The organism is Planococcus koreensis, assembly GCF_004761975.1.
In the GTDB taxonomy this organism is placed as follows: Bacteria; Bacillota; Bacilli; order Bacillales_A; family Planococcaceae; genus Planococcus; species Planococcus koreensis.
In genome coordinates, this window is sequence record NZ_RQII01000053.1 from 1 (window position 1) to 22,254 (window position 22,254).

General features: G+C 51.3%; 22 protein-coding genes and 1 other annotated feature. Of the genes, 3 read left to right on the forward strand and 19 right to left on the reverse strand.

From position 1 onward, the window contains the following. Nucleotides 1–98: IS3 family transposase (locus EGV91_RS12120; protein ID WP_135504099.1), on the forward strand; the 98-nt coding region annotated here is incomplete at its 5' end. Between the two features lie 58 nt (nucleotides 99–156). Here EGV91_RS12120 and EGV91_RS12125 read toward each other — a convergent pair. The 19 genes from EGV91_RS12125 to EGV91_RS12215 all read right to left on the reverse strand — a co-directional run bounded on the left by EGV91_RS12125 (nucleotide 157) and on the right by EGV91_RS12215 (nucleotide 20,467). Next, nucleotides 157–678 carry a type 1 glutamine amidotransferase domain-containing protein gene (locus tag EGV91_RS12125; protein ID WP_135504290.1) on the reverse strand — a complete coding sequence of 174 codons (522 nt, stop codon included), beginning with the start codon at nucleotides 676–678 and terminating at the stop codon, nucleotides 157–159. A 68-nt stretch (nucleotides 679–746) separates the two neighbouring features. Next, nucleotides 747–1,337 carry a DNA-3-methyladenine glycosylase gene (locus EGV91_RS12130; RefSeq protein WP_135504101.1) on the reverse strand — a complete coding sequence of 197 codons (591 nt, stop codon included), beginning with the start codon at nucleotides 1,335–1,337 and terminating at the stop codon, nucleotides 747–749. 23 nt (nucleotides 1,338–1,360) lie between these two features. Next, complete coding sequence (gene trpA, locus EGV91_RS12135; RefSeq protein ID WP_135504103.1) at nucleotides 1,361–2,131, reverse strand: tryptophan synthase subunit alpha; 771 nt, start codon at nucleotides 2,129–2,131, stop codon at nucleotides 1,361–1,363. Then, entirely contained in the window at nucleotides 2,128–3,924 is a 1,797-nt protein-coding gene (gene trpB / locus EGV91_RS12140) for a tryptophan synthase subunit beta (protein WP_135504105.1), read from the reverse strand. The genes trpA and trpB overlap by 4 nt, the downstream gene beginning before the upstream one ends. After that, nucleotides 3,921–4,694, reverse strand: coding sequence for an indole-3-glycerol phosphate synthase TrpC (trpC, locus tag EGV91_RS12145; RefSeq protein WP_135504108.1), 774 nt, complete (start codon nucleotides 4,692–4,694; stop codon nucleotides 3,921–3,923). The genes trpB and trpC overlap by 4 nt, the downstream gene beginning before the upstream one ends. After that, complete coding sequence (gene trpD, locus EGV91_RS12150) at nucleotides 4,691–5,683, reverse strand: anthranilate phosphoribosyltransferase (RefSeq protein WP_135504109.1); 993 nt, start codon at nucleotides 5,681–5,683, stop codon at nucleotides 4,691–4,693. The genes trpC and trpD overlap by 4 nt, the downstream gene beginning before the upstream one ends. 63 nt (nucleotides 5,684–5,746) lie before the next feature. Then, nucleotides 5,747–5,979 (reverse strand) — a binding site (T-box leader). 129 nt (nucleotides 5,980–6,108) lie between these two features. Continuing rightward, nucleotides 6,109–7,725 (reverse strand): long-chain fatty acid--CoA ligase, encoded by a 1,617-nt coding sequence (locus tag EGV91_RS12155; protein WP_135504111.1) that lies wholly within the window; start codon nucleotides 7,723–7,725, stop codon nucleotides 6,109–6,111. Between the two features lie 21 nt (nucleotides 7,726–7,746). Then, on the reverse strand, nucleotides 7,747–8,733 hold the full coding sequence (locus EGV91_RS12160) for a CaiB/BaiF CoA transferase family protein (RefSeq protein ID WP_135504113.1): 987 nt from the start codon (nucleotides 8,731–8,733) through the stop codon (nucleotides 7,747–7,749). Continuing rightward, the gene (locus EGV91_RS12165) at nucleotides 8,734–9,882 is read right to left on the reverse strand and encodes an acyl-CoA dehydrogenase family protein (protein ID WP_135504115.1); all 1,149 of its coding nucleotides are present in this window, start codon (nucleotides 9,880–9,882) and stop codon (nucleotides 8,734–8,736) included. A gap of 19 nt (nucleotides 9,883–9,901) precedes the next feature. Then, nucleotides 9,902–10,672, reverse strand: coding sequence for an SDR family NAD(P)-dependent oxidoreductase (locus EGV91_RS12170; protein ID WP_135504116.1), 771 nt, complete (start codon nucleotides 10,670–10,672; stop codon nucleotides 9,902–9,904). Nucleotides 10,673–10,690: 18 nt separating this feature from the next. After that, nucleotides 10,691–11,839, reverse strand: coding sequence for a thiolase family protein (locus EGV91_RS12175; RefSeq protein WP_135504118.1), 1,149 nt, complete (start codon nucleotides 11,837–11,839; stop codon nucleotides 10,691–10,693). A 147-nt stretch (nucleotides 11,840–11,986) separates the two neighbouring features. Then, on the reverse strand, nucleotides 11,987–12,895 hold the full coding sequence (locus EGV91_RS12180) for an ABC transporter substrate-binding protein (protein WP_135504120.1): 909 nt from the start codon (nucleotides 12,893–12,895) through the stop codon (nucleotides 11,987–11,989). A gap of 13 nt (nucleotides 12,896–12,908) precedes the next feature. Next, nucleotides 12,909–13,547: an ABC transporter permease gene (locus tag EGV91_RS12185; protein WP_135504122.1), complete on the reverse strand. Its 639-nt coding sequence runs from the start codon at nucleotides 13,545–13,547 to the stop codon at nucleotides 12,909–12,911. Continuing rightward, nucleotides 13,544–14,512 (reverse strand): ABC transporter ATP-binding protein, encoded by a 969-nt coding sequence (locus tag EGV91_RS12190; RefSeq protein WP_135504124.1) that lies wholly within the window; start codon nucleotides 14,510–14,512, stop codon nucleotides 13,544–13,546. The genes EGV91_RS12185 and EGV91_RS12190 overlap by 4 nt, the downstream gene beginning before the upstream one ends. 79 nt (nucleotides 14,513–14,591) lie before the next feature. Beyond that, nucleotides 14,592–16,232, reverse strand: coding sequence for a ribosomal protection-like ABC-F family protein (gene abc-f / locus EGV91_RS12195; protein WP_135504126.1), 1,641 nt, complete (start codon nucleotides 16,230–16,232; stop codon nucleotides 14,592–14,594). A gap of 233 nt (nucleotides 16,233–16,465) precedes the next feature. After that, complete coding sequence (locus EGV91_RS12200; protein WP_135504128.1) at nucleotides 16,466–17,311, reverse strand: GNAT family N-acetyltransferase; 846 nt, start codon at nucleotides 17,309–17,311, stop codon at nucleotides 16,466–16,468. A gap of 190 nt (nucleotides 17,312–17,501) precedes the next feature. Further along, nucleotides 17,502–18,719 (reverse strand): MFS transporter, encoded by a 1,218-nt coding sequence (locus EGV91_RS12205; protein WP_135504130.1) that lies wholly within the window; start codon nucleotides 18,717–18,719, stop codon nucleotides 17,502–17,504. A 192-nt stretch (nucleotides 18,720–18,911) separates the two neighbouring features. After that, a complete protein-coding gene (zupT, locus tag EGV91_RS12210; RefSeq protein WP_135504132.1) occupies nucleotides 18,912–19,721 on the reverse strand; it encodes a zinc transporter ZupT in 810 nt (269 codons plus the stop codon). A gap of 101 nt (nucleotides 19,722–19,822) precedes the next feature. Further along, complete coding sequence (locus EGV91_RS12215; RefSeq protein ID WP_135504134.1) at nucleotides 19,823–20,467, reverse strand: uracil-DNA glycosylase; 645 nt, start codon at nucleotides 20,465–20,467, stop codon at nucleotides 19,823–19,825. A gap of 132 nt (nucleotides 20,468–20,599) precedes the next feature. Here EGV91_RS12215 and EGV91_RS12220 point away from each other — a divergent pair, with 132 nt between their 5' ends. Next, nucleotides 20,600–20,941 (forward strand): P-II family nitrogen regulator, encoded by a 342-nt coding sequence (locus EGV91_RS12220; RefSeq protein ID WP_135504136.1) that lies wholly within the window; start codon nucleotides 20,600–20,602, stop codon nucleotides 20,939–20,941. Nucleotides 20,942–20,953: 12 nt separating this feature from the next. Further along, entirely contained in the window at nucleotides 20,954–22,234 is a 1,281-nt protein-coding gene (locus tag EGV91_RS12225) for an ammonium transporter (protein ID WP_135504138.1), read from the forward strand. Nucleotides 22,235–22,254 lie beyond the last annotated feature (20 nt).

Below are 22,254 nucleotides of genomic sequence, written 5' to 3' on the forward strand. Positions count from 1 at the left end.
AAAAAGTCGAAGATTACATGTATTATTACAACTATATACGACCGTTCCAAAAATTAAACTGCCACTCTCCGATTGAATATCGGACAATGGCAGCCTAGGTGTTTTTTCTGGTGTCTCAAATTAACGGGTCAGTCCACGGGGCCTCACTGTGTTTCATTATCCCAAGTTTTCAAGCAGCTTCAACGCTTCGCGGTTGAACGCCGGCAGGTCGTCGGGTTGGCGGCTTGTCACCAATTGGTTCTGGCAGACAACCACTTCTTTGTCGACCACTTTCGCGCCGGCATATTCCATGTCCGTCTGAATCGATTTGAAGCCGGTAGCGTCGCGTCCTTCCAGGGCTTTAGCTGAAATCAGCAATTGCGGTCCGTGGCAAATGGCAAAGACCGGTTTTTGCGCATCCATGAATGCTTTCGTAAATTTCACGAAACGGTCGTCCGCGCGCAATTGATCCGGCGAAAATCCGCCTGGCAGGAATAATGCATCGAAATCATCCGGGCTGACTTCGTCGATGCCCTTGTCGATCGTCACCGTGGCTTCGCCTTGCTTGCCTGTGACTTCTTTGCCGGCTTCCTTTTCAATCGTAAAGACTTCATGGCCCGCTTCGTTGAACGCTTTCGTCGGGTCTGTATATTCCACATCTTCAAACATGTCAGTAATTAACGTTGCAATTTTCGCCATCATCTTCCACTCCTCGTTTATTTAGTCTCCCTTAGTATTCCACGAGAAAACTAATTTAAACACTAAGATTAGCGGAATTTGGAAACGAACGGATTGTCCTGCTCCCAAAAACGGTACGGATAATGGACAGCTTCCTGCGAATTGGCGATGCCGACCCGTGGGCCTTCCACAATTGCGTGGACCGGATCGCCTTCTGCGATATACAGCGGGCGCTCTGTAAAATAATGGCCGTAATAATCCATTGTGATGCCCATCGCTTTGGTCAACTTTCCAGGGCCGCTCGTCCACTGCTTGATCGGCAGGTGCTTGCCGCGCAATTCCGCCATCAAATCGATGCCTTCGACAGGCTCGACTGCGCGGATTAAAATTGCACGCGGCGTATCCACAGGTCCGCTGACGACATTGACCAAAGTATGGGTATGCATTTGGTACGTATAAACACTGCCGGCTTTGCCGAACATGATTTCTGTGCGCTTTGTGCGGCGGTTGCCGAAACTATGGGCAGCACGGTCTTCCGCTCCCATATAAGCTTCCGTTTCAACGATGCGCCCTGCGACCGTTCCGGCTGGCGTTTCGTGGACCAATAGCTGGCCCAGCAGAGAACGCGCCAATTCGAGGGTCGGTGCATCAAAAAATTGTGCAGAGACTGGTTTAAACATGAATTGATCCCTCCTATCCGGAATTATACCGGATTAGGGGCAGTCACCGCTTCTATGAGGGGTTTGATGTCTTCGATTTTATCTTCATAAAAGGCTTGGACAATGGCGCTCCCGACAATAAATCCGTCGACATCATCGCGCAGCAGGTCGACGTGATGGGTTTTCGAAATTCCGAAGCCTGCGTAGACAGGTACCGGGCTCTTTTCGCGCACACGCCGCATGAACGTCCGGACATCGTTGGACATTTCATCCCGTGCGCCAGTGATGCCGGTTACTGTGACCGCGTAGACAAAGCCTTCCGCTTCCTGCAAAATCGCGTCCAAACGCTTCTCAGTCGTTGTCAACGTGACCAATTGGACAAGCGCCATATCTTCTTTCTTCAAATATGTCTCAGCCAGCTGCCGATGTTCGTAAGGAAGATCCGGAATGATGACAGCGGAGACGCCTGCGCTTTTCGCTTGTTTGGCGAAGCGCTCCACTCCGAATTTGATGACCGGGTTCAGGTACGTCATAATCAGCAGCGGCACTTTCACTTCGAATGTCCAGCCCGCCATCTCATTCAATACCTTTTCCAGCGTCACGCCTTCTTTCAGCGCACGGTCACCCGCCGCTTCAATCGTTGGCCCATCCGCTACAGGATCCGAAAAGGGGATGCCGACCTCAATAGCAGTAACGCCGGCTTCCTGAAGGTATTGGACCTGCTCTTTCAGCCGATCCAGCCCTCCGTCTCCAGCCATGATATAAGCCACAAAAGCTTTCTCGCCGTTTTCTTTCAATACCGAAAGCCTGTTCATGCCAACCCCTCCAATTTCTCGGCGTAAGTCGCCATGTCTTTATCGCCGCGCCCCGAAACGCAGATAACCAGAATTTCATCCTTGTTCATCTCTTTGGCCGTCTTCTCCGCCTGCGAAATTGCATGAGCCGTTTCGAGCGCCGGGATGATGCCTTCCAAACGTGAAAAGGAAATGACCGCCTCAAGTGCTTCAGCATCAGTGATCGCTTTGTATTCAACACGCCCGATATCCGCAAGATACGCGTGCTCAGGTCCGATTCCAGGATAATCCAAGCCAGCGGAAACCGAATGGGCTTCCAGCACTTGGCCCGAATCCGATTGCAACAGCTTCATGAATGCGCCGTGCAAGACGCCTTCGGTACCTTTCGTCATCGTTGCCGCATGCTTTTCAGTTTCTGTTCCTTCTCCGGCCGCTTCAACACCGATCAACCGCACCGACTCGTCTTTCAAGAACGGGTAGAACATGCCGATGGCGTTGCTGCCGCCGCCGACGCACGCCAAGATGGTATCTGGCAAACGCCCTTCGTGCTCCACAATTTGGCGCTTCGTTTCTTCGCCGATGACACTCTGGAAATCCCGCACCATCGTCGGGAACGGATGCGGCCCCAGCGCAGAGCCGATCAAGTAATGTGTATCTTCCACATTCGTGACCCAGTAGCGCAGCGCTTCATTGACCGCATCTTTTAATGTTGCACTGCCTTTTGTGACGCTTTCAACGCGCGCGCCCAATAATTTCATGCGGAACACATTGAGCTGCTGGCGCTTGATGTCTTCTTCGCCCATGAAAATGACGCAATCGAGGTCAAATAATGCGCACACTGTCGCTGTTGCGACGCCGTGCTGCCCTGCTCCTGTTTCCGCAACAATTTTGCGTTTGCCCATGCGCATGGCAAGCAATGCCTGGCCAATCGCGTTATTGATCTTATGAGCGCCAGTATGGTTCAAATCTTCACGCTTCAAATAGACTTTCGGTCCACCCCACGCCTCCGTTAAACGCTTTGCATACGTCAGAGGCTGTTCGCGCCCGACATATTCTTTCAGGTAATGGTGATATTCTTTCTGAAATTCGGGGTCATCTTTTGCTTCCGTATATGAATCTTCCAGTTCCTTGACCGCCTTCATCAAGGTTTCCGGAACAAATTGTCCACCGTATTTACCGAAAAACCCAACTTTCTCTATTGTCTCCTGCATCGAATCACCCTTCGCTTTCTGAATAAAATGCTTTATTTTCACGGCGTCTTTGACGCCTTCTGTTTCGACTCCACTCGAGACATCCACCATGAACGGCTGTGTCTGCCCAATTGCCGCGGCCACATTGTCCGGATTCAATCCACCGGCAACAATCAGCCGGGAAGTGTCTATTCCAGCCCCTGCCAATAACGTCCAGTCAAATACATGGCCGCTGCCCCCGCGGTAATCCGTTCCCGGGGCGTCCACCAAAACGAAATCAGCAACTGACCGGCCGAGCTTTTCGGCATCTGCTGTGGTGCGAATTGAGAAAGCCTGCACGACTGGCACCGAAATCGCCTGCACGAGCTCATCCGGTTCATCGCCGTGCAATTGGACCATTGTCAACGGCACTTCGCGGACAGTCCTCTCAATTTCTTCAAGTGCTGCATTGACGAAAACACCAATTTTATCGACGCCTGCGGGCACATGCTTCGCAAGTTCTGCCGCTTTTTCCACACTGATCCGCCGCTTGCTTGGCGCAAAGACAAAACCGATGGCATCCGCTTGTCCAGCAGCTTTTACGTGCTGGACTTCCATGAGGCCGCAAATTTTCACTTTCGTCATTTCGCCGCCTCCTCTGAAGTCGCTTCTTGAATCCATGAGCCCGGGTCAGCCGCACGCATCAGCGCTTCGCCGACCAGCACGCCTGACGCCCCGTGACCGAATACAAACGCGGCATCCTGCTTTGTCGCAAGGCCGCTTTCGCTTATCAATACACGCTTGCCGTCGCCCGGGAATTCTTTTGCCAATTCGGCCGTCCGTTCGAGCGACACCTCAAACGTCTTCAAATCACGATTATTGATACCGATCAATTGCGCGTCTAATTCGAGTGCACTTGCCAGTTCCTCGCTGTCGTGCACTTCAACGAGCACTTCAAGGCCCGCAGACTCCGCGTAAGCGAATAGCCGGTGAAGCTCCTCTTTTTCAAGTGCCGCTACAATAAGCAGGATAATGGTCGCCCCTGCCGCTTTCGCCCGGTCGACCTGGATTTCGCTGACGATGAAATCTTTGCACAGGACCGGGATCGATACCGCCCTCGCCACTTGGCGCAAGTCTTCGATCGATCCTTTGAAATAACTTTCATCGGTCAATACCGAAATCGCTGCTGCTCCGGCCGCTTCGTATTTCTTAGCTTGTGCAACAACATCCACATCCGTGGAAATGTCGCCTTTCGAAGGAGAAGCGCGTTTGATCTCCGCAACGACCCCCCGCCGTTCCTGCAGATGGGAAATCAACAAGGTTTTTGCCGGAAATTGTTCCTGAACCTCTGCTGCTTCGCTATACCCTTGTATCTCTATGCGTTTTGTTTCAATGATTTGGTCCAAGATTGTCATACACACACCTCCGAAGTTAATCTATGCAGTTCGAAAACCCGAGCGGTTTCTCCTGACAAAATCGATTTTCGCGCCTGGTGCACGCCTTCCGCAATGCTTGCCGCGCGGCCGCTTGCGTAAAGGCAGGCACCTGCGTTCAAAGCGACCGTATCGAGGTAGGGGCTTTCATTGCCATTCAATACATCCATGAAAATTTCCGCGTTGCGTTCCGGTTCCCCGCCGCGGATCGCTTCGATTGGTGCCACTTCAAGACCCGCTTCATGCGGATGGAACGTCGACGCGTGCTTGCCAGTTTCATCAAAAAAGATCAATTCATTGGTTCCCGCAAGCGACAATTCATCCAAGCCGCCTGCACCGTGGACGATCACTCCACGCTTGCGGCCTAGACGCATCAATGCGTCAGCCATTGGCTCCATCATATCGCGGCGGTAGACGCCGGTCATTTGAACCGTGACAGGCAGCGGGTTCGCGAGCGGCCCTGCCAGATTGAAGATGGTCGGCGTACCGATGTTTTTGCGGATGTCCCGCAATTTGCCGAGTGCCGGATGGATCACCGGGGCGAACAAGAAAGCGATTCCTGTCCCCTCGAGCATCCCGGGAATTTTCTCCGTATCCGAATCAACAGCGATGCCGAGTGCTTCCAGCACATCCGAGCTGCCTGTTTTGCTCGAGACGCTGCGATTGCCGTGTTTTGCCACCGTCATTCCGGTTCCTGCTAAAACAAATGCGGTCAAAGTGCTGATGTTGAAACTGTAAGACCGGTCCCCGCCGGTTCCACAAACATCAACCAGTTCTCCCGACACTTCCGGCAGTGCGATGGCTTTCTCCCGCATCGCCTTCACCAATCCCACTAGTTCATCAGCCGTCTCGCCTTTTTCATGCAGACCGATCAAAAACTCCTTGATTTGTGCGTCTTCCATATCTCCGTTCAATAAACTGCGTGATTTTTCCAGCATCTGCTGTTCTGTCATATTCTCTGCTCTGCTCATTTTTCAGCTCTCCTCAACTCGTTTTTAAATGCAAAAATCCCCGCAACCGGACAGATATCCGGTTGCGGGGACGGGTTAAACCGCGGTACCACCACGCATTAATGCAAATTTTGCACTCACTTAAAACAGGCTCTTCGCCTTTCCCTTTAACGCAGGGCTTACGTCTGCCTTACTCGCTTCCGCTTTCTGGCCAGCTCTCCTAAGTCCATTCGCGCAAGTGATCCAATCAGCTTCCACCAGCCGCTGACTCTCTAAAATGGATCCCCTTGCCTACTCGTCTCAATCCTCGATTTGTACACTCTTCTATTCTTAACTTTTCTAGGCTCTTCTCTCAAATAGACTTGCCGCTCGTTCAACAAGTTGTCCCTCATGTTAAAAGGTTTTGTTTATTCTGTCAAGTCATATGTGTTCGGGAAACAAATTTTTCACCCATAATGGCCTGCCATTTCTTTGCGCAGCGCGGCTTTCAAGAATTTCCCGACGGACGTCTTCGGCACTTCCTTCAGGAACACCACATCGTCCGGAACCCACCATTTGGCGAACTGGCTTTCCAGGTACGCCAACAACTCCGCCTTCATGGCATCGTCTTCCCGGTAGCCTTCTTTCAGCACGATACATGCCAAGGGGCGCTCGAGCCATTTTTCATGAGGGATGGCGATGACCGCGGCTTCAAAAACCGCTTCATGGGTCATCAACGCGTTTTCGAGGTCGACGGAGGAAATCCATTCGCCGCCGCTCTTGATCAGATCTTTTGTGCGGTCCGTCAATTTGATATAGCCGTCCGACTCGATGACCGCGATATCGCCGGTATACAGCCAGCCGTCACGGAAGGCATCTGCCGTCCGTTCATCCTTGTAGTATTCATCTGCAATCCAGGCGCCTTTGACGTTCAGTTCACCCATCGTCTCGCCGTCCCACGGCGCTTCGCCGTTTTCATTGACAATGCGCACTTCCAGGCCAGGCATCGGGAGACCGGCCATTGACCGGCGCTCGATCCGCTCATCCATCGATAAGCCCTCCATCGCGGAAGTGGTTACGGCCAAGCTGACAAGCGGCGACGTTTCAGTCATGCCGTAGCCGGTGACGAACGGCACATGGTATTTTTCCTCAAATGCGCGGATCAGGCCTTTCGGCGATGCCGAACCGCCGCAGATGATCATGCGCAGCGTGTCGATATTGCGTGGATTGGCTTCCAGTTCTTTCAGCACGCCGAGCCAGATTGTTGGCACGCCGGCGGTCAATGTAACTTTTTCCTGTTCGATCAAATCCAGCAGCATGCCTGGCGCGAAGCCCGGCCCAGGCAGCACTTGCGTCGTGCCGAACAATACCGCCGCAAACGGCAGCCCCCATGCATTGGCGTGGAACATCGGCACGATTGACAATGCGATGTCCCGCTCTGAAAGCGCCATGGAGTCTGCCATGCCGAGTGCATAGCTGTGCAGCACCAGCCCGCGATGCGTATAGACGACGCCTTTTGGATTGCCAGTCGTAGCCGATGTATAGCACATGCCAGCCGGCGTATTTTCGTCCAGGTCTTCCGGGAACTCGTAGCTGCCGTCTTCAGCCGCCATCAATTGTTCATAAGAATGGACATTCTCGAGCTGCGTTTCAGGCAAGTCCAAGCCATCTTTCATGATGACGAAATGCTTGACCGTTTTGAGGTGAGGGGCAATTTTTTCAATCAGTGGAAACAAATCATGGTCCACTAGCAGGATGTCATCTTCTGCGTGGTTGATGACATAAATGATGTGTTCGGGAGACAAACGGATATTGACCATATGCAAAATCGCACCTGCGCCAGGCACGCCGAAATACAATTCCAAATGGCGATGATGATTCCAGGCGAAACTGCCGACTTTCACACCCCGGCCCATGCCGATTTTCTCCAACGCCGCAGCCAATTGGCGCGTGCGTTTGGCAAAATCTTTATACGGGATGCGGTGGATCGTATTTTCCCCCGTGCGCGAAATGATTAATTTCTCCGGAAAATAACGTTCAGCCCTTTTGACGAATGAAGACAATAACAACGGTGCGTCCATCATAAAACAACCAGCTCCTTTTCATCATTTTTCATCCTGTACCTGCTGTTTGAAATTTTCACGCGCCTTGAATTGAGGATGCTGAAAGCGTTCATGCGCTTTCAGCACCGGGGCAAGGCAGCAATCAACTGTTAACGACGCCTCATACCATTCTTGCCACATCCGCTCTTTGAAAAAAGCGGCAACTTGCGCATGCTCCAGGCTTCCTAAGGCCTTTGCGCCCCAGCTCCGCCATTCGGTACGGCCAGCCCATTCACAGAAATTATGCCAAAATTTCTCTTCCAGCGCTCCAAGGGTAACGTAACGTCCGTCTTTTGTTTCATAAATTGCGTAGCTGATCCGGGAGCCGCCAATTTCAGGAATGCCGCTTTCGGAAACTCCCCGGTTTTGGTAAATATCGTGATTGCCTTGAAACTCAGCCATTGCTTCTGCCAAAGCAATATCCAAATGCACCCCTTTGCCTGTACGGTATTTTCGCAGCAGCGCTGACAAAATCTGTTCTGCAGCCAATAGCCCACCCGTATAATCGGCAAATGTATTGGTGGGATGCACAGGGCGTCCGACGGTGTCCGACATCTGTTCGAGCGCACCGGACAACGCCATATAATTCAAATCGTGGCTGCCAAGCAATGCGAGCGGACCTTTTTGGCCATAGCCCGAAAGCGAGCAGTACACCAAATCGGGTTTGATGCGCTTCAACGTTTCATAGCCTAGCCCGAGCTTTTCCATGACCCCTGGACGGAAGGTTTCCAAAAGGACATCCGCCGTTCCCACCAAAGCACGCATTTCCTGGAGGCCTTCTTCCGACTTCAAATCGATGGCGACAATGGTTTTGCCGGCATTATTGGCTTCATGCACCAATCCACCGCCCATATACCTGGCGGGATCGCCTGCTGGCGGTTCGATTTTGATCACTTCCGCTCCCATCCGCGCGAGGCGCATGCCCGCATACGGACCAGGAACATAATAGGTCACATCCAGCACACGGATCCCCTTCAGCGCCCCCTCCATTTACAAGCCCATCCGTTTGGCAATGATCGTCTTCATGATTTCGTTGGAGCCGGCGTAAATCGCAGCCACCGGGATATCCCGATAACGGCGCGCAATTTTGTATTCCTCCATATAGCCGTAGCCGCCGTGAAGCTGCATGCATTCGCCCGCAATCTTTTTGGCGGTGTCCGTCAGCCAGTATTTCGCCATCGACACTTTCGAAACGATGTCTTTGCCCGCCATATGGTCTTCGATGAGCGATTCCAGGAAGGAATGGCCCAATTCGATTTCAGTGGCCATTTCAACTAGCTTAAACTGCGAATTCTGGAATGAGCCGATCGGTTTGCCGAACACTTTTCTTGATTTGACGTAATCCAAAGTCATTTCAAGCATATCTTCCGAAGCCGTCTGGGCAGCAAGCGCCACTACCAGACGTTCTTGCTGCAATTTTTCCATTAAATATGTAAAGCCTTTATTTTCCTCGCCGATGAGGTTTTCGACCGGCACGACACAATCCTCAAAATACAGCTCAGACGTGTCTTGCGCATGAAGCCCAACTTTATCGAGCTTGCGCCCTTTCGTGAAGCCAGGCATGCCTTCTTCGACCATAAGCAGTGAAATCCCGCGATGCTTCGGCTCCGCTTTCGGGTCGGTTTTGACTACGACCACCACATGCGTGGAATTGATGCCGTTGGTAATGAAGGTCTTCTGGCCATTGACGATGTAATTGCTGCCATCGCGCACGGCAGTAGCCGAAATATTGGCCAAGTCGGACCCTGCACCCGGTTCAGTCATAGCGATTGCAGTGATAAACTCACCCGACACACAGCCCGGCAGCCAGCGCTGCTTCTGTTCTTCCGTACCGTATGCTTCAATATAAGGCACCGTAATGTCATTGTGGAGGCCGACACCCGTCAAACTGGCGCCTACCCGTTCCATTTCTTCCCCGATAATCACCGCGTAACGGAAATCAAGGCCGAGGCCGCCGTATTGTTCTTCAACTTGCGGGCATAAAAAGCCCATATCGCCCAAGCGCTTCCAGAACGATTTCGGTATCAGGTGGTCTTTCTCCCATTGGTCGTATTGCGGAACCGCTTCTTTCTCCAGAAATTTGCGGAGTGATTTGCGGAACATTTCATGCTCTTGTTCTTCAAAACGATATTTCGCCATTTCCAGTTCCCCCTATCGTTTATTTCGGCTGCATGCGGATTGCTCCGTCAAGGCGGATCACTTCACCGTTCAGCATAGTATTTTCCAACATGCTCTGCACCAATTGGGCATATTCTGCCGGCCGGCCGAGGCGCGCCGGAAATGGCACAGCACGGGACAGCGACTCGATTGCCGCATCCGGCAAGCCGTCAACCATCGGCGTCTGCATCAGTCCTGGCGCAATTGCCAGGACGCGGATGCCATCGCGCGCAAGTTCACGTGCAATCGGCAGCGTCATTGACACGACGCCGCCTTTCGAAGCGCTATAGGCAGCTTGTCCGATCTGCCCTTCATACGCAGCCACTGAAGCCGTCGAAATGATGACGCCACGCTCCCCTTCGTCATTCGGCGTATTTTGCTGCATCGCTGCAGCTGCCACGCGGATGACGTTGAATGTACCGACCAAGTTCACTTGGATGACTTTTTCAAATTGGCTGAGGTCGATCGGCGCGCCTTTCGAAACGACTTTGCCAGGCGTCCCTATACCTGCACAATTGACAACTGCATTGATTGAACCGAAGCGTCCAACCGCTTCCGCAAAATTCTTTTCCACTTGTGCCGCATCGGCCACATTCGTCTCAAAATAAGCGGCTGTTTCTTCCCCGAGCTCCGCAACAAGCGCAAGTGCCCGTTCTTTGTTCAAATCAAAGATGGCCGCTTTGCCGCCACCTGCTGCAATACGGCGGACTGTCGCCTCCCCGAGGCCAGAAGCCCCTCCAGTCACAACTGCTTTGACATCTGAAAATTTCATCTATGCTGCCCCTTTCTTCTATAAACGTTCAATAATTGTCGCGTTCGCCATGCCCATCCCTTCGCAGATTGCCAGCAAGCCGTAGCGCCCGCCGCTGCGTTCAAGCTCGTGCAGCAGCGACACCATAAGTTTTGTGCCGGTTGCACCGAGTGGATGCCCAAGTGCGATGGCACCGCCATTGACATTCAATTTTTCCGGGTCGCCGCCCGTTTCCACCAGCCACGCCAATGGCACTGGGGCAAAAGCTTCGTTCACTTCGTAGCGGTCCATATCGCCGATTTCCAGCTTCGCTTTTTCAAGCACTTTCTTCGTTGCGGCAATCGGCCCCGTCAGCATCAACGTCGGATCAGAACCGACGACTGACCGGGCAATGATACGGGCTTTCGGCTGCAAGCCGAGTTCGTCCGCTTTTTCACGGGACATCAACAATACCGCCGATGCGCCGTCGCTCATTTGGCTGGCATTGCCTGCTGTAATGACGCCATTTTCCTGGAACACCGTCTTCAGGCCAGCCAAAACCTCCATTGTCGTTCCCGGTCGCGGCCCTTCGTCAACAGATACTAAGCGCTTTTCCCCGTTCTCGCTTTCTACCGGGATAGCCGCAATCTCCTTTTCGTAGAAACCGTTATCGATGGCCCGCTGCGCACGCTTGTGGCTTTCGACCGCGTAAGCATCCAATTGCTCCCGCGTAAAACCCCATTTTTCTGAGATGCGTTCAGCCGACAGCCCCTGGTTGATGATTTCGTATTGCGCAGTTAATTTTCCGCTCGGCTTCGCGCCTTGCATATTCGAGAACATCGGTACGCGCGTCATGCTTTCCACTCCACCGGCGATGACGATTTCCATATCACCTGCCAATATTGCTTGCGCACCGAAATGGACCGCCTGCTGGCTCGAGCCGCATTGCCGGTCGATTGTCACACCCGGCACATAATCCGGGAATCCAGCGATTAAAGCCGCGGTCCGCGCAACATTGCCGCCTTGTTCGCCCACTTGCGAAACACAGCCTAAAATCACATCTTCCACCATGCCTTTTTGCACGCCGGCTCGTGCTACCAATTCCTCCAGCACGAGTGCTGCCAATTCATCCGGCCGTGTTTCTGCAAACATGCCTTTGCGGCGTCCGACTGCCGAACGCACCCCTTCAATAATGACCACTTCTCTCATTTTTACACCCCATCTATATTTATTCTTCTGCAAGCGTTTCCAATTCCCTGAATTGAATGACTATTCACTCATTAAAATTATTGTACAAGAGTTCATTGGCAAATGCCATACAAAAAATCCCGCAGAAACTTCTGCGGGATTTGTGCGTTATTCTTCAATTAATCCTTTTTCCAAAAGGAACTCGCGTGCAACATCGCTTGCCACTTCCTGATCGACGTCCACTTTCGCATTCATCGCGAGCATTTCCTCTTCAGAGATCTGCCCTGCCAAACCTTTCAGCACTTCCTCAAGTTCCGGATACTCTTCAAGCGTATCCATGCGAACGACTGGCGCCGCATCGTATTTCGGGAAGAATGATTTATCGTCTTCGGTCGTTTCCAAATCGAATAATCCGATTCGGCTGTCTGTTGTAAAGGCTGGGATGACATCCACATCGCCATTTTTCACAGCTTCGTACATGATTGCCGGATCGAAGCTTTCAGTTGCGGAGAAATTGAACGGATATGTTTTGATCATGTCATCAAACCCATCGCCTTGGCGTTCGTAGAATGGATGCGGAGCGCCGAATGACATATCTTCCGTTTTGGAGATCTCAGCAAGCTCAGAATATGTTTTCGCGTCATAGCCGCTGTCTTTTGAATACGCCAGCGTATAGCCGTTTTCGAATCCAAGAGGCTCAAGCCATGTCGCACCTAAGGTTTCTTCATAGCCGGCACGCACGCGTTCCAGCACCTCTTCTGAAGACTGGCCAGGTTTCGACTCTTCTTTCAATACGTCTTTCAAGCCTGTGCCTGTGTATTCAACGTACATATCGATGTCCCCTTTTTCCAAGGCAGGGGTCAGTATGGCAACTTCACCAAGGCCATCTTCGTACTCTACTGTATAGTCCGAATTCGCTTCAATATACTGGCCGAGAATATGAGGCAAAATGTATTGCTCTGTCCACGGCTTACCGCCGATGACAATCGGATCCGACGCGCTTCCGCCCGAATCTCCGCCGCATCCCGCTAAAACCGCTGATGCCGCCAATAAAATCACTGCAGCTGATTTCTTCATTTCTTTTCCCCCTTTAAAGTTTCAATCCTTTAGGCGTCGCACGCTTCTCAATCCATTTTAGAATGAGGTCAAAGCCGATGGCAAGCAACGCAACCGGCAAGGCTCCTGCCAGCACCAAGGAATTATTATACGATTGCAGCCCGCGGTAAATGATGTCGCCAAGGCCGCCGGCACCGACGAATGTCGCAAGTGTGGCAATTCCGACTGTCAACACGGTTGCGGTCCGGATTCCCGCCATAATAAAAGGCAGCGCGAGCGGCAATTCGATCTGCCGCAGAATCTGCGTGCGCGTCATGCCCATGCCTCTCCCTGCTTCAATAATTGAGCCGTCGACACCAGTAATCCCCGTATACGTGTTGCGCAAAATCGGCAGCAGCGCATAAATGATCAACGCAATCAATGCCGTCGGCGAGCCGATGCCGAGAATCGGCACCAGAAATCCGAACAGCGCCAAACTTGGAATCGTCTGAAAAACCGCTGTCACTCCGATGATAGGTTCGGCGTATTTCCGGTAGCGCGCAATGAGGATGCCTGTTGGCAAAGCTAACGCCACGCCGACTGCCACAGCTACGAAAGACAAATAAATATGCTCTAAAAACGCACTTTGGATCATGTCTTGCCGAGTCGATAATGTATTAAGGAAATTATTCATCCGACAGCACCTTCTTCCTTGCGGAGCGCTGCCCTTAGCAGATCATGTTCTGAAACGTAGCCGATTACGCGGTCTTCATCCACAACTGCAAGCCGGCTATGCTGGCTCTTTTCAAGCTCGAGCACCGCTTCTTCGATAGTTGCACCAGAAGAAATCTTCTGGGCGTCGCCGCTCCATTCAAGCGCAAACAAGCCGGCAAACTCTTTCAATTTCTTCTCGCCGAATACTCGTTGGCGCTCGATCCGTTCCGTACCGATAAAATTCCGGACAAAATCATTTGCGGGTTCAGCTACCAGCTCGTCCGGTGTGCCAATCTGCTCCACTTGCCCGGCACGCATGACCACGATGGTATCCGCGATTTTCAATGCTTCGTCCATGTCATGCGTGACGAAGACGATGGTTTTTTGGATTTCCCGCTGCAAATTCTGCAGTTCGCCCTGCAGCTGTTCCCGGCTGATCGGGTCAAGCGCAGAGAACGGTTCATCCATCAGAATGATGTTCGGGTCACCCGCAAGCGCGCGCACGACTCCGACGCGTTGCTGCTGGCCGCCGCTCAATTCAAGCGGATAGCGCTCCAAATACACTTCCGGATCCAGTCCGGTAAGCGCCAGCAATTCGCGAACGCGCTGGTCCGTCTTGTCTTTTGCCCAGCCTCGAAGCCTGGGAACAAGGGAAACATTGTCCGCAATCGTCATGTGCGGAAACAGCCCGATGCGCTGGATGACATAACCGATCGATCTGCGCAGCTCAACTTCCTCTAAATCCGTTATCGGCTTTTCGTCAATATAGATTTCCCCTTCACTTGGCTTTTCCAGTTTGTTGATCATCTTCATCAACGTGGTTTTGCCGCAGCCGCTGGGGCCGATGATGGCAGTCAACCGATGAGCCGGCAAGGTAAGGGATACCTCTTTCAGCGCTTCCGTGCCGTCCGGAAACCTTTTCGTAACATTGTCAAAGCGAATCACTGCATCCGCCCCTTTCCACCCGATTTCTTGATGCTTATTTCTTTACCCTTATTCAAGGCGCGCTACTCCTGCGCGAAACTTATTTCGGCGGCGCTTGAAGCGATTTTATTTTTTGGGTCAATTCGGTAAAACGGCTGTCGAGCGCGGCATATTCTTCGCCTCCCGGCTTCATAAAACTCAGTTTGCCGAGAACCGCTTGACGCTCTGTCTCCAATTGCAGAAAATCGCTTTCAACGTGTTCAGCTTTCTTGCCCGACCATCGGGCATAGCCGCTTTCGTATTTCGTCAGTTTGCCGCTTTCGAACACCAATAGCCTGTCTGCCAGCCTTTCCATGAAAAAGCGATCATGCGTGGCAATTAAAAGCGTCCCCGGAAATGCAGCTAGGGTCTTCTCCAATTGCTCTCTCGAAGGGAGATCCAAATGGTTTGTCGGCTCGTCAAGCACAAGTACATTGCATTCAGCGAGCATGAACTCCATCAACTTCAATTTCACCCGCTCGCCCATGCTCATATGGCGGACTGGTTCGTTCCAATGCTGTTTCCCAAAGCCCAAATTAGCCATCAAAGTACGTACCTCGCCTTGCCGTTCAAAACTCACGGTTTTGAACAATTGGGCTGGTGTTTCATCTTCAGGCAAATCCAAAACATCCTGGCTCAAATACCCCACCTTCATGCCTTCTGTCCGCCAAAATTCACCCATATATTCCGTTTCATCCATCAGCATACGGAAAAAAGTGGATTTCCCGCTGCCGTTCGGGCCGACCAGCCCGACCCGTTCTCCATGCTGCACAGTAAAGGATACACCACTGAACAACACCCGGCTCCCAAAAGTTTTTTCGACATTTTTCAATTCCATTACACGCCGGCCTTTTTTGGCAGCGCCGCTGATTTCAAATTTCACTGCCGCATCATCTTCAGGCTGTTCTACGTGCTCTTTTTCCAGCTCCGCTTCCAGCCGCTTTCGCTTGCTGCGGATCTGGACATCCATCCGCTTTGCTTTTGACCGGTAAAATTCCTTAAATCCGTCCTGCTTTGTGGATTCCGCATGCGCTTTGCCGGACCATGACCGGAGTTCGGAGATTTGTTGTCCGACACTTGCAATCCGGGCTTGCTGCTTGTCGTATTTCCGCTGTTGCGTTAACTTCCGATGTTCTTTCGCCTTTCGGGAATCGCTGTAATTCCCTTCGCTGACGATCAGATTCCCAGCTTCTAATTCCCAGATGTGCGTAGCAACTTCATCCAAAAAATATCGGTCATGCGACACGATAAGCTGGGTGCCTTCATATTTTTTTAATTGGTCTGTAACAAGCTGAATGCTCTCGGCATCAAGGTGGTTCGTCGGTTCATCCAGCAGCAGGATCTCCGCTTTTTGTGCCAGCGTCCGCACCAAACGCAGCTTGATCGCTTCTCCTCCACTAAGCTGAACGCGCTTTTCCGGAACCTTCCATTGCATTTCAAGTTTCCGGCTGTCTATAGTGGCGGCGGCGTATTCCAATCCGACATTTTCTTGTTCCATATAAGCGATTGATGGTTCCGCACCCAGCCATCGGACGCCAGCTCCTCCTTCAGCCACTCCTTTCAGAAGCGACGATTTCCCTGCACCATTCGGCCCCACAATGCCGATGCGCGCACCTTCTGGAATTTCCGCACGAATGTCTTTCAATACCGTTCGGTCGCCGTATTGAATGGATAATTTATTTAATCTACCACGTATGGCCATAGCGTAATGCCCCCTTATATAGAGGAATTAAAAAATCCCTCCGATTTCTTAGTCGGAAGGATTCGCATGCCCAAATAAGCCGTTAAACGGCGGAAAACCTTTTTTAAAAATGGGCAGACGAATCCAATTTCTGTTTTACCAAGATTTTTGGTTTTTTAGAAAAAGGATCAGTTATCCATCGGCCACCCATCTTCCCTTCGGTTTAATAAGTCCATACTATCACATTATTCTTTCTATTTCTCTTCAAACTTCAGATGCACCGGGTTCGCAATCTGCTCATAACCAATTTCCCGATAAATTTTATTGGAGGTCGGGTTGGCAAGGTCTGTATACAGCATGACGAAATCATATTCCTCCAGCAACTCCTCCGTCACTTCGGCGACCAGCGTCCTCGCGTAGCCCCTGCGGCGATATTTGGCAGGCGTAAAAACAAACGACACCGTGATGCCATGCTTTGAAGGACGTGCCTTCTTCATGCACGACACCACTTCCCCCCGATCCTCCCAAACGAACACTTCTTTGCGTTCCAAAAAATCATCTATTTTCCGGGCCGCTTCCGCCGGCGTTGAAGCGGCGATGCCGGTATCCCGCTCGAACAGCAGCATCCACTCTTCCAATAGCTGCGCGTCCTTGCCGCTTGCAACGCGCCACGTGCCCGGGCTTTTCACCAGCTTCCGGTTTACTGAATCAGCGCGGTACAAGCCTTGGTTCATCACTTCTTTGGGCACTGTCCCTTTTTTCGCGGACCAAGCCCGGGCAAAGGCGTCCGCCGTCTGCCGGTCGCCGATAATGGAATCCACCAAAATCCCTGAATCCATCAATTTTTCGGCAATGCTTTTCTCAAGTCCAGCATATCCATTAAAAGAGATCAGCTGCAACGGATGAGGAGGCGTCATCAAGCACACTGCCGCAATTTCGCCGTCCATTTTCGCAATCCCCAAATAATATTCTTCGTATCGCCCTTCTTTGATCTGCTCCAGGATTCCGATGAACAAGCTATATTCGTCTTCCCGTTTATAAAGCAGCGCTTCAACCTGCTCTGCAAAAACCATGGCATCGCTGTACATTTCCCATTCCATCCCGCTCACTCATTTCTCTAAAATCTTTCTATACCATCTTATTGGCTAGAAAAAGGAAATTTCCTTCTTTCTCTTGTATTTTAATGGGACGATGCAAAGTTTTAGGGTTTGAACTCGCCGCGTTGCCCGATTCAAGTGCATAAAAAACTGCCCTTCAGCTTAGCCAGCTAAAAGGGCAGTTCCAATGCTTCTATTCCAATTCCAATTGTTTCGTTTCAGTGCCGAGAAACGCTACTGCCATAGCGCCGATGACGATGGCGCCACAGAATATCGCAAAAATCCAGCCTACGCCGTAATCAGCCGCCAACATCGTTCCGACCAAAAGCGGTCCGAGAATGCCCCCGAGGCGCCCGAACGATGCCGCCATGCCCGTCCCGGTAGCCCGTATGACTGTCGGATATTGTTCAGGTGAATAAGCATAAAGCGCGCCCCATGCCCCGAGATTGAAGAAGGAAAGGAAGATACCCGCCCCTATAAGCATGCCAAGCGTTTCCGCGTTGCCAAATACCAACGCACTGGCTGCCGTTCCGAGCAGATACGTGACGAGCACGAATTTTCTTCCCATGCGTTCAATCAGCCACGCTGCGGAGAAATAGCCCGGCAGCTGTGCCAAAGTCATAATCAAAACGTATTTGAAACTTTGGATCAACGTGAATCCTTTCAATATCATTACGCTGGGCAGCCACAGGAACATGCCGTAATACGAGAACACGACTGTGAACCAGACAATCCACAGCATAATCGTCGGCCGCAGGTATTTTTTAGACCATACTTCTTTAATATTGGTCGATACAGAACGCAGCACATTCTTTTTCGCCGTGAATTGGGGCGAGTCCGGCAAATTGATGCGCAAATACAATGCATAGAATGCAGGCAATGCTGTCAGCAGCAAAGCTACTTGCCAGCCGTATGAAGGGATGATGAAATAGGAAATGATGGCCGCCAACAGCCAGCCTGCTGCCCAAAAACTTTCGAGCAGCACGACGACGCGCCCACGCTCTTTCGCCGGGACGCTTTCAGAAACTAACGTTGCCGCAACAGGAAGTTCTCCCCCAAGGCCCATCCCCACGAAGAAACGCAGAACCATGAATGCTGCGAGCGTGGTGGTGAAAGCGGAAAGCCCGCTTGCTATTGAGAATAATAAGAGCGTAATGATGAAAATCTTTTTTCTTCCCACCCGATCCGCATAGATGCCGAAAACGAATGCTCCGACCGCCATCCCGATCGAGTTCACACTGCCAATCCAGCCCATCTGCTGAACCGACAAATTCCAATCCACTTTAAGCGCAGCGATGACGAACGATAAAATACCGACATCCATCGCGTCAAATAGCCAACCTAATCCCGCAACGCCCAATAATTTATTGCGCGAAATGCCAGTGGTATTTTTTTCAGCTAGTGTAGCCATTCTAATCCCCCTTGTCTTTACACGTGTAACACAGTGTCTTTACACCACTACTATACTCCTAGAATTTATGCACTGCAATAACATTGAAAATGTTTAATTTTTCGGAAAAATCAATTCGGATGATGGCTTGAAATAGAAAAAACCTCCTTATCCAATACCCATGGATAAAGAGGCTTACACTTTCATTTCCAATTATGCCAGCAGCACCAGGCTCAACGCCATCACTGCCATACCAGCAATCAACCCATAAATCGATAAATGTGCTTCGTCATAGCGTTTAGCTGCAGGCAGCAGTTCATCCAGCGAAATGAAAACCATTAATCCCGCCACACCAGCGAATATGATGCCGAAAAGCGTATCGCTCAAAAACGGCATCAAAATCAGCCATGCGGCAATTGCTCCAATCGGCTCCGCGATGCCGGACAAGAAACTATACTTTAACGCTTTGCGCCGGCTTCCTGTCGCGTAATAAATCGGCACTGATACGGCAATGCCTTCCGGTATGTTGTGGATCGCTACCGCGATAGCGATGGCAATCCCGAGTCCCGGATCCTGGATGGCCGACATGAACGTCGCAATGCCTTCCGGAAAATTGTGGATCCCGATTGCCAACGCAGTAAAAATACCCATTTTTCGCAGCCGGGCATATTCGTCATTGCTCGGGCCTTCATCCATATCCTCTACCGTACGCACTTCATGCGGGTTGCCGAGCTGCGGCAAAATCCGATCAAGTATGGCCATGAAAATCATGCCGCCAAAAAATCCAGCAATCGTCAGCCAGTACCCAGCCGAGTCGCCATGGGCACCTGTCAAAGAATCTTTCGCTTTTACGAAAATCTCAATCATGGATACATATATCATGACCCCTGCCGAAAAACCAAGAGATACCGACAGGAATTTCGTGTTGGTCCGGGATGCAAAAAAGGCGAGCAAACTGCCGATCCCTGTGGCCAATCCCGCAAATAACGTCAAGCCAAGCGCAAATAATACCGTACTGTCCATAATCCCGACGTCCTTCCGTTCTGATGATTAAGGTTATTGTACGATAGAAGTTTCCTGCGCACAACTTTTTTTGACGAAGAAAAATTTTCCATTATTCTTACTTATCCCCTCGTGCGCAGCAGTTCCCCAAGTTTCAGCCAATCCTCATCCTTCAACGCCCGAACCGGGGGATTGTAAAACACGCTCGCCGGATGGAATGTCGGAAATAAATGATAATGCTGCTCCGTCTCCATAAACCGTTGATTTTCCTCATCCCATTTCAAAATCGGCGTTTCCAATAGCACGCCATGCAATTGAGTCACTTTTGCCTGGGGACCGATCAACCGCTGCAGGCCGATATTGCCGAGCGTGACAATCAGCGGCGGATTGAGGTCATTGATTTCAGCGTCCAAAATAGGCGCATGGGCAATAATCTCTTTTTTTGTAGGCGCACGGTTGTATTTTCTTTCGGTTAAAGAGCCATCCCGCTCTTTTTTGCTTCCCCATTTATAAGGGCGGCTGCGCACAGCGCTTGTGATGTAAACGTCTTCGCGCTCCAAACCGATGCTGCCAAGCGAAGCCATTAATTCCTTTCCCGCTCTCCCTGTAAACGGAACCCCGGTTTCAATCTCGTTTTCGCCAGGCGCTTCCCCCACCAGCATCAACGCCGGGTTTTGTGCACCTCGGCTTCGGACAAAGCCATCGACCGGAAATCCTTTTATGCGTTGCAGCCCTAACTGGACCAATTCATCTGATAATTCATACATGATAAACACCCCGATTTTTTATTATTCGTTCCATTATGTAAGGTTTCCTTACATTTCATAAAAATAAAGCTTGCATTGTCAGAAAATAATGATTATGATGTTAACAAACCTAACACCAAGGAGGAGAAACACATGAAAAAGATCGAAACCATTATCCGCCCCTCGGTTTTCGCTGACGTCCGCCAAGCATTAGCGCTTGAAGGCATAGATGGATTGACCGTCACGGAAATCGCCGGCATCGGCAAACAGGAAGGGCGCACTGGCTTGTTCCGAGGAAATGCCTATACCATGGAATTTTCACCAAAAATAAAACTGGAAATGGTGGTCGATGATTCCAAGGTCGAAGATATCGTCCAAGCGCTGCTTGAATACGCTGCCACTGGAGAAGTCGGAGACGGCAAGATTTTCATCCTTCCGGTTGAAGAAGCTATTCGCATCCGAACTAAAGAACGCGGCGCAGTCGCCGTAGGATAAGGAGGAAACCAAATGGAAGCAGTCCAAAGTTCAGTAGATATGTTATGGGTAATGATTGGCACGATTTTGGTCTTTTTTATGCACGCAGGATTCGCTATGTTGGAAACCGGCTTTACCCGCTCCAAGAACACCTTGAATATTTTAATGAAAAACTTGATCACCGTCGGACTCGGTTCGATCCTTTACTTTTTTGTCGGATTCGCCTTGATGTTCGGCACCTCGGCTTTCGGAATGATCGGCACTGACGGATTCTTGCTCGCAGGGCGCGAAGACATCTCCTTCTTCGTTTTCCAGGCAGTATTCGCCGCCACTTGCGCCACCATCATCTCCGGTGCAGTTGCAGAACGCATGAAACTGTCTTCTTATATTATGCTCACTGTCGCTATGACCGCCGTTATTTACCCGATCGTCGGACATTGGGTGTGGGGCGGCGGCTGGCTTTCCCAAATCGGCTTTATCGACTTTGCCGGTTCGACGGTTGTGCATTTGACTGGTGCCACTGCAGCGTTCGTGACGGCCTGGAAATTAGGGCCGCGCCTTGGCAAATACAGCGGCAAAATCGTCAACTCGATTCCTGGCCATAACTTGCCGCTCGGCGCCCTTGGCGTCTTCATCCTTTGGCTCGGCTGGTTCGGCTTCAACGGCGGGAGCACACTTGCCGCCGATCCGGAACTCGTGCCCCCAGTCATTTTAAATACATTGCTTGCTGCATCAGCAGCAGTTATTTCTACAGCTCTTTATACCCGTTTCCGCTACGGCCGAATCGACCCTTCGTTAACGATGAACGGAGCTCTTGCAGGATTAGTAGGCATAACTGCCGGCGCTGCAAACGTTTCATTTCTCGGGGCCATGGCAATCGGCCTTCTGGCAGGCATCATCATGACCGAAGCTGTTCGCATCCTCGACTCCAAGATCCGTATTGACGATCCGGTCGGCGCCATCGCAGTCCATGGTGTAGCAGGCATTTGGGGAACGATTGCACTGGGCTTCTTCGATACAACAGGCGGCTTGCTTTATGGCGGCGGTGCAGAAATCCTCGGCATTCAGACAGTCGGCATCCTGGCTGTCATCGGATGGACTACACTAGCATCCGGAATCGTTGTATACGCCGTCAATGCCATTTCGCCGATCCGCGTCTCAGCTGAAGAAGAAGAAAACGGCTTGGACTTTTCCGAACACGGTTCACAAGCATACGCTATGCAGGACGTGCTTCGCGGTTCAACTCCTTCCGCGGAATCATTTGCTACACGCTTGAACCGCATGGGTGAACGGCCAAGCACATCCAAACCTTAATCCAATACAAAAAGCAGGGC

Coding starts and splice junctions, on each gene's coding strand:
- EGV91_RS12130 (WP_135504101.1), bottom strand. CDS start 1,337: ATGTTTAAACCAGTCTCTGCACAATTTTTTGATGCACCGACCCTCGAA.
- trpD (WP_135504109.1), bottom strand. CDS start 5,683: ATGAGCAGAGCAGAGAATATGACAGAACAGCAGATGCTGGAAAAATCA.
- EGV91_RS12205 (WP_135504130.1), bottom strand. CDS start 18,719: ATGGCTACACTAGCTGAAAAAAATACCACTGGCATTTCGCGCAATAAA.
- abc-f (WP_135504126.1), bottom strand. CDS start 16,232: ATGGCCATACGTGGTAGATTAAATAAATTATCCATTCAATACGGCGAC.
- trpC (WP_135504108.1), bottom strand. CDS start 4,694: ATGACAATCTTGGACCAAATCATTGAAACAAAACGCATAGAGATACAA.
- trpA (WP_135504103.1), bottom strand. CDS start 2,131: ATGAACAGGCTTTCGGTATTGAAAGAAAACGGCGAGAAAGCTTTTGTG.
- EGV91_RS12125 (WP_135504290.1), bottom strand. CDS start 678: ATGGCGAAAATTGCAACGTTAATTACTGACATGTTTGAAGATGTGGAA.
- EGV91_RS12180 (WP_135504120.1), bottom strand. CDS start 12,895: ATGAAGAAATCAGCTGCAGTGATTTTATTGGCGGCATCAGCGGTTTTA.
- EGV91_RS12165 (WP_135504115.1), bottom strand. CDS start 9,882: ATGGCGAAATATCGTTTTGAAGAACAAGAGCATGAAATGTTCCGCAAA.
- EGV91_RS12160 (WP_135504113.1), bottom strand. CDS start 8,733: ATGGAGGGGGCGCTGAAGGGGATCCGTGTGCTGGATGTGACCTATTAT.
- EGV91_RS12215 (WP_135504134.1), bottom strand. CDS start 20,467: ATGTATGAATTATCAGATGAATTGGTCCAGTTAGGGCTGCAACGCATA.
- EGV91_RS12200 (WP_135504128.1), bottom strand. CDS start 17,311: ATGGAATGGGAAATGTACAGCGATGCCATGGTTTTTGCAGAGCAGGTT.
- EGV91_RS12225 (WP_135504138.1), top strand. CDS start 20,954: ATGGAAGCAGTCCAAAGTTCAGTAGATATGTTATGGGTAATGATTGGC.
- trpB (WP_135504105.1), bottom strand. CDS start 3,924: ATGACGAAAGTGAAAATTTGCGGCCTCATGGAAGTCCAGCACGTAAAA.
- EGV91_RS12170 (WP_135504116.1), bottom strand. CDS start 10,672: ATGAAATTTTCAGATGTCAAAGCAGTTGTGACTGGAGGGGCTTCTGGC.
- EGV91_RS12220 (WP_135504136.1), top strand. CDS start 20,600: ATGAAAAAGATCGAAACCATTATCCGCCCCTCGGTTTTCGCTGACGTC.
- EGV91_RS12155 (WP_135504111.1), bottom strand. CDS start 7,725: ATGATGGACGCACCGTTGTTATTGTCTTCATTCGTCAAAAGGGCTGAA.
- zupT (WP_135504132.1), bottom strand. CDS start 19,721: ATGGACAGTACGGTATTATTTGCGCTTGGCTTGACGTTATTTGCGGGA.
- EGV91_RS12185 (WP_135504122.1), bottom strand. CDS start 13,547: ATGAATAATTTCCTTAATACATTATCGACTCGGCAAGACATGATCCAA.
- EGV91_RS12175 (WP_135504118.1), bottom strand. CDS start 11,839: ATGAGAGAAGTGGTCATTATTGAAGGGGTGCGTTCGGCAGTCGGACGC.